Source organism: Gemmatimonas sp. (assembly GCF_046594945.1).
GTDB lineage: Bacteria > Gemmatimonadota > Gemmatimonadetes > Gemmatimonadales > Gemmatimonadaceae > Gemmatimonas.
The window spans coordinates 1-6,089 of the sequence record NZ_JBKJRB010000127.1; the positions used below are offsets into that span (position 1 = coordinate 1).

Annotated in this window: 3 protein-coding genes; all 3 read right to left on the reverse strand. The window is 64.7% G+C overall.

All coding sequences use genetic code 11. From position 1 onward, the window contains the following. Positions 1 to 179: 179 nt before the first annotated feature. Positions 180 to 1,568: a RagB/SusD family nutrient uptake outer membrane protein gene (locus tag ACLL97_RS15525; RefSeq protein ID WP_411281387.1), complete on the reverse strand. Its 1,389-nt coding sequence runs from the start codon at positions 1,566 to 1,568 to the stop codon at positions 180 to 182. 2 nt (positions 1,569 to 1,570) lie between these two features. Further along, complete coding sequence (locus ACLL97_RS15530; protein WP_411281388.1) at positions 1,571 to 4,540, reverse strand: SusC/RagA family TonB-linked outer membrane protein; 2,970 nt, start codon at positions 4,538 to 4,540, stop codon at positions 1,571 to 1,573. Between the two features lie 181 nt (positions 4,541 to 4,721). Beyond that, positions 4,722 to 6,089 (reverse strand): hypothetical protein (locus tag ACLL97_RS15535; protein WP_411281389.1); only part of this gene is annotated, 1,368 nt, incomplete at its 5' end.

Here is a 6,089-nt window from a genome sequence, read left to right on the forward strand (position 1 = left end):
GACGGCTCCGGTGGTGCTCTCGAAGTTTGGGAACTGTCAACCGCTTCGTGAGCAGGAGGGAGGGTTTCAGGAGGGAGGAGGCAGGTGAACCACACGCGGTTGCTGCGCCCTCTTCCCTGCTACCCTCCCCCTGTTTGCTACGGAGTTGCCTTTCCAGCGGCGCCGGAGTGATCCCTTGCCTACTGCCCCAGCACGTTCACGCACCCCTTGGGCGGCGCAGCGAGGCGCTGGTTGCATTCGTCCACCGGGATCGGCACCAGCGGGAACACGCGGTGCGTGGGCAACTGCTTCCGGAGCTCGCTGAGCCGGCCGTAGCGACGCGCATCGACCCAGCGATGGCCGTACTCGAAGAACAGCGAGAAGCGACGATCATACAGCAGTTCGGTGACGAGATCACCGGCGAAGTCGGACGCCAGCACCGGCAGTCCACCGGCGTTGGTGCGTACGAAGTTGAGATCGGCGATCGCGGCGGCGCGGTTACCGAGTCCGATGTTGGCTTCGGCACGAAGCAGAATGAGCTCTTCGTTCCGGATGATCGGAATCGGCGTGACGTTGGTGGGATACACCGTGGGCCGCACGTTCGAGCTGATGCCCTGCGTGGCCAGCGTGACGGTGCCGACCACGACCTTGCTCGTGGCGCGCAAATCGCGCGAGCCATCGCTGCGCAGGCGCGCTTCGGTCAGGAATTCCGGCACGGCCACGAGGGCGCGCGGCGCTGGATCGAACAGCGGGTTGACCGCGTCGCCCGATGCCGTGCTGTACACGTGATACACACCCGTCGCGAAGCTGGCCGTGGTGCCGGCGGCGGTACTGATGAACGATTCATTCAGCGCCGTGAGGGCGTCGGCCCAGCGGCCACGGTACACCTCGAGTCGAGCCTTGAGGCCACGGTTGACGCGCAGGAAATTCGCGGGCGTGTTGAAGCCGGTGAATCCGGTCGTCAGTGTGAACGGAAATGCGGTGCCTGCCGCCGCGAGATCGGTCTTCGCTTCGTCGAACAGCGCGGCGGTTTTCGTATACGCCTCGTCGCGCGTAATGAAGGCGCCCTGCACGGTGGGATCCTTGGCCACATCGAACACGAGGCCGAAGGTGTCGCGCACGCGCAGCTGATTCATGTATTCGAGCGCCATGAACGTCTTCACGAAACCCTTCACGCCACTTTTTTGCGCGGCCGTGTAGTCGGGCACGGCGTCGACGACATCGAGAATCGTGTACGCGGTGCGGAGATTCCGGTACGAATTCGACCAACCGGCATCGGTACCGAAGCCACCCGGCTCCAGCGGTCCGATCAGCAACGCCAGCACATTGCGCGGCTCGGCGCCATCGAGATTGATGATCTCGCGGCCGAAGATGCCGAGCGTGCCGGCCCAGGTACCGGCGCCGGCGCGTGCCCCGGCGAGCACGCCGGCCACGGTGGTGTTCACGGTCGCGGCGTTCGGCGCGCCTTCCAGCTGCGAGGTGTTGGGGCTGTTGAAATTCGCGATGTCGGCGGCCTGGCAGGCGACAACGCTGGCACAGGCGGCCGCGAACAACAGGGTGCGCGCCTGGCGATGACGGGATGTGGTCATGGTCAGAAGTCCAGGCTGAAGTTGAGCCAGTAGCTGCGGCTGGCCGGATATGCGGCGAGTTCGCGGTTGCGCTGAATGGCATCGGGTACGTTGCCCGCGCCGAAGTTCTGCGCTTCCGGATCGCCACCGCGGAACTTTGTCCACCAGTACAGATTGCGTCCGCTCAGCGAGAGCTTGGCCCCGCTGGCACCGGACCACGTCTTGGCCACCCACTTCTGCGGAATGTCCCACGTGAGCGTGACTTCGCGCAGCTTCACATACGATGCGTTTTGATAGAAGATGCGCGTGACCTGCAGATAGCTCGTGCGTCGCACGTCACCGAGTTTGCGACCGGCAGCGTCGAGCTCATCGTAATCGCGCGAGTTCTGTCCGAGGTCGTAGTGACGCCAGGTGCCGTTGGCGAGCATGCCGCCCTTCTGCTGATCGAGCAGCGCATACAGCGACACGCTCTTGAAGCGCACTTCGTTGCTGAGACCCGCACTCCACAGCGGATTGCCGTCGCCCATGAGCACCGGCACCACCACGCGTCCGCCACTCTGTGGCAGCGTGTCATTGCCGAATATCTGCGTGGCCGACTTGCCCTGCTCGATACGCACGGCACCCGTCTGCAACGTGCCGAGCAGAAACGCCGGGACCGGGAGCTTCGTGACCCTGGAGCGGCTCGTGCCCCAGTTGAGGCGTGCGTTCCAACCCCACGTGGGCGTCTGAATCGGGAACGCGTTGATCGACACTTCCGCGCCCGTGACCTGCATCTCGGCGCCGTTCGACGTCTCACTGCTGAAGCCTGCGGTGGGCGCCAGTGTGCGCGTGATGAGCAGGTCGGAGATGTTGCGACGGAAGCCCGTGAGGGCGAAGGTGCCACGGTTACGGAACACGTTCAGATCGACACCGGCTTCGATCTCGCGCTGACGCTCGGGCCGCAAATCGGATGAGGCGCGTACGTTGCCCACGCGGAAGGCACCGAGTCCGCCAACGCTCGACAGATCGAGATTCGTGAATTTCTGACCGTATAGGGGCTGGTTGCCCGTTTCGCCGTACGCCAGGCGGATCTTGGCTTCGTCCACCAGCCCTGGCGCGAGGTCGGTGAAGCGATACGACGTGGCGGCCTTGGGAAACAGGTAAAACGCCTTGACGTCGCCGTTGTTGCTGCTGCGGTCGGCGCGGGCGCCAGCCGTGAGCAGCAGCTTGTCGCGCCAGAGCATTTCCGTCTGCGCGAAGATACCGAAGTCTTCGACGCGCAGGCGCGACTCGTCGACGTCGCGCACGGTACCCGAGGTCACGACTTCGAGCCCCCCCAGCAGATTCTGCGCCGAGGCGCGCGTCTGATTCAAGCTGCGCTGTTCGAACTGCGTGCCGAGCTGCGATGTGATTTTGAGCGACGACTGCGGCGTCCATCCATGCACGAGATTCAGGTTGAGATTGCTCTGAATATTCGTGGTTTTCGAGTTGCCCGTAGTGCCGGGAAGTCCGTCTACCGGCTCGTACTGCAGCGTGGGCGGCGAGTAGATGAGGTTGGACTGATTGAGCAGGTCGACACCGCCGTACGCGATGAACTGCAGCGTATTCTTCTCTCCGGTGAGCACGTCGGCCGTGAGGCGCGAGGTGGTGATGTTCCGCCACACGTTCTCGCCGTTCTTGAACTGGTCGATCGTCTGCAGCGGGTTGGATGGATAGAACGGATTCACCGGCCACGTGCCGTCGGCGTTACGCCGCAGGTCGAGGAAGCTCGGAATCTTGGTGAGCGAGTAGGCGATCGAGTTGCCGGCGTTGTCGTTGCCGAACAGGCCGCGGTCGTTGGCGTTATTCAGGATCTCGTTGCCGACCTGCAGATTGAGCCGCTTGGAAATGCGCTGATCGAGATTGATTCGGGCGCTCGTCTTGCGGGCAAAGGTGTTCTCGACGATGCCTTCTTCGTTGCGACGGCTGATCGACAGGAAGTACTTCGTGTCTTCGCTGCCGCCGCTCACGTTGAGCGAGACGTCGGAGTTCATGGGTGTATTGCCGTAGGCCAGCGACTCGTAGTTCAGTGCGCGGTTGGCGTCGTAGAACGGCGTGATGCCGGCGCCGAACACGGTCACGGCATCGGCCAGCGAGGTGAACTGGCGCGAGCCGTTGCGGTAGGCGAGTTCCGACGTGCCACCGCCCAGGCGCAGCGAGAACTTCGGCTTGCCAGCGCGGCCACGCTTGGTGGTGATGATGATGACACCGCCCGACGCCTTCGATCCGTAGATGGCCGCCGCGGCCGATCCCTTGAGGATATCGACATTCTCGATGTCGTTCGGATTCAGGTCGGCGATACGGTTCACCGGATTCTCCTGATTGCCCACGGAGATGCCGGTGCCAGCGGCGCGTGTCACCTTGTTCGTGCCGGCGCCGATGGACACATCGGAGACGATGACACCGTCGATGACGTAGAGCGGCTGCGCGGAACCGAGAATGGAGGAGATGCCGCGGATGCGAATGCGATTGCCGCCGCCGGGTGCGCCGGTGGACTGCGAGATCTGCGCACCGGCGATCTTGCCCTGGAAGGCATTCTCGATGGACTGCGACGACACTTTGTTCACGTCAGCACCGCTTACGGTGGCGACGTCATTGGCCAGGTTGCGACGTGAGATGCCGGTGGCCTGACCGGTGACGACGACCTGGTCGAGATTGAGCACGTCTTTCTTCAGCACGATCTCGAGGGTGCTCTGCGCGGTGCCGACGGTGATGCGGGTCATCGGGTAGCCGAGGCGACGCACCATGAGGACGACCTCGCGGGCGGGCACGTTCACGAGGGTGAACGATCCGTCATCACGCGAGAGTGCACCGAGGGCGGTGCCGGTGACCTGTAGCTGTGCGGCGGCGATCGGTGCTCGCGATCCTTCTTCGAGCACCTTGCCGCTGATCGTGCGCGTTTGCGCAGCGAGGGGGGCGGCGAGGAGCGCGATAGCTGCAGCAAGCAAACCTCCGCGCGCGAAAACTCCGGTCATCAGGAACTCCTTCATCGAGGGGTGGTCGCGCTCGCGAGGAGTGCGGCCATCATGAACACAGGCGAGGCCATCAGGGCGTTCCTGTGGGAATGGCGGTTGGCGAAAATACGGTTGTCGGTATGGTGTGGCTAGCACTGTGTACGGCCAACTGCTTATGAAGCAGTTGGCCGTTTTGCGGTTTTTAGTCGTACCACCCCTGCACGTACCACCGCACACCGGCTTCGTGGTACAGCAGCAGTTCGCCTTCCTCATCGACAAGGCACCGCCAGTAATCACGGGCGTACGTATCGGCACGCCACCAATCACCACTCAAACGCTCGGGGCCATCAGCGGTCGTGATCGACAATCGTCGTCCGCGCCACCACACGGCGTCGGGAAGGCCATGCGGGGATTCCACGTCAACCGATTCCGGTGCGTTGAGCAGACGGAGCACGGCGGCGGTGGTGCTCGTTGGTGACGTGGGTGTTGACGCGGGCATCGGTGCAGGTATGGGTGCGGCGCCGAGGGTCATGGCGTCGGCGCTGATCCACCGCCCGGTCTCTTCGGGGCGATGACTGTCGCCGGCCTCGGGGTGCACCACCACGGTGCCGGTGTTGTCGGGATCGAGCACGGCGCGCAGTCGGGCAAACACGGCTTCGGCATTCATCGCCGCGTCGCGCCACGACGGGATCAGCAAGTCGCCTTGATCGGCGGCGAGTGGGGCGGTGGCGGGAATGCTGACGGTGACGCCGATGATCGGCGCGGGGATGCTCCACCGCTCCAGCAGCGCTCGGCATTGATCGAACAGCGGCTCGAGTCGGGCGAGCGGACGCGCAGGACGCACTTCGCGCGTGATGGAGCGTTGGGGGATGCTCAGCAGAGAAACGGCTAACGGCTTAGGGGGCAGGTGGGAGGGTATCAGGGGAGAGGAGGCAGGGTACTCCTCGCGCTCTCCTGATACCCTCCTGCCTGCGTCCTTCGCGGTCGTATCGTCCGATGTCTCCGGCACCCGTGTGTGGCCGCGCATCTCGCTGCCGATGTCGTCGATGGGATACTGGCGTCCGGCATCGAGCACGAGCGTGATCGCCACCGCGGCGGCGGCGCGTCCGTCTTCCACACACTCGCGCAGCAGACGTTGCAGTTGGGCACGCAACACGAACAGCACGGGCTCGGTGCTTTCCACGGCGGCCGGCAACTCCACGCTCGCGCTGCGCGCCGCTTCCACTCGCACGAGTCCCGGTCGTCGCGGATCGTGGCCGTGGGCGAGTCGCCACGCGATGAGTCCGTCGGGGCCCCATCGCCTTTCGATATCGCCGGCGTCGAGTGACGCGAGTGCGCCGACGGTGCGCAGGCCGAGCGACTGCAGCGCGTCGCGCAGATCGTGTTCCATGGGCACCAACCCCAAGGGCGCCGGCGCGAGATAGGCGGCGCACTGTCCGACGGGGATGATCGTGATGCCGTCGGGGAGAATAAGCGCATCACGTTCGCGTACGGCGCGACTGCGCGCCCGTGGGGCCCAGGTGGCGGCCCGCGCGGCGACGCAGGAATCGGCGATGGCGACACGGGCATC